We start from the raw sequence: 1142 nt of genomic DNA on the forward strand, positions 1-1142 counted from the left end.
CGGATGCCGCCCCCGCCGTCTGTCGGCCCTGACGGGCAGGAAGGGGCGTCCGGCCCTACTGCCCGGGACCTCAGGGCGATACCCCTGAAGGAGAACAGAAATCGCGCTGGGAGGCGGCCATGTCGAAGTATGTGTATGACTTCGTGGACGGCAACAAGGACCTGAAGGACCTGCTCGGCGGCAAGGGCGCGAACCTGGCCGAGATGACCCGGATGGGCCTACCAGTGCCGCCGGGATTCACCATCACCACCGAGGCGTGCCGCGACTATCTGCGCACCGGGACCGTTCCGGGCGGGCTCTTCGCCGAGGTTGAGCAGCATCTCGAGCTGGTTCAGGCCCGCATGCGGAAGCGTCTCGGTGATGCCACCGACCCGCTGCTGCTCTCGGTGCGCTCGGGCGGGAAGTTCTCCATGCCCGGCATGATGGAGACGATCCTCGACATCGGACTTTCCGACACCAGCGTGCGGGGACTGGCCCGGCAGAGCGGCGACGAGCGGTTCGCCTGGGATTCCTACCGTCGGCTGATCCAGATGTTCGGCCGCACGGTGTTCGACGTGCCGGCCGCGGAATTCGAGGCGGAACTCGCCGCCACGCGCAGCGCTGCCGGGGTGCGCACGGACGCGGAGCTCGGCGTCGCCGATCTGCAGACCCTGGTCGAGGCATACAAGAAGGTGTTCCATACCCACACCGGACGGGACTTCCCACAGGCGCCACACGAACAGCTCTACCTGGCGGTCACCGCGGTGTTCCGGTCGTGGAACGCCGAACGCGCCGTGATCTACCGGCGCCGCGAACACATCCCGGACCACCTGGGCACGGCCGTCAACGTGATGGCGATGGTCTTCGGCAACCGCGGCGACGACTCCGGCACCGGTGTCGCCTTCACCCGCGACCCGGCCACGGGCCGGCGCGGCGTCTACGGCGACTACCTGCAGAACGCTCAGGGCGAGGACGTCGTCGCCGGCATCCGCAACACGATGAGCCTGCACCGGCTGGCCGACCTCGACCCGCACAGCTACCGGCAGCTGATGTCCATCATGGAGCGTCTCGAGCAGCGCTACCGCGACCTGTGCGACATCGAGTTCACCATCGAGCGCGGCAAGCTGTGGATGCTGCAGACGCGGGTCGGCAAGCGCACACCG

Annotated in this window: 1 protein-coding gene; it reads left to right on the forward strand. The window is 68.0% G+C overall.

From position 1 onward, the window contains the following. Positions 1–119: 119 nt before the first annotated feature. Positions 120–1142: PEP/pyruvate-binding domain-containing protein (locus tag AB0M20_RS44960; RefSeq protein WP_364307741.1), on the forward strand; the 1023-nt coding region annotated here is incomplete at its 3' end.

It is taken from the genome of Actinoplanes sp. NPDC051633, assembly GCF_040681735.1.
Lineage (GTDB): Bacteria > Actinomycetota > Actinomycetes > Mycobacteriales > Micromonosporaceae > Actinoplanes.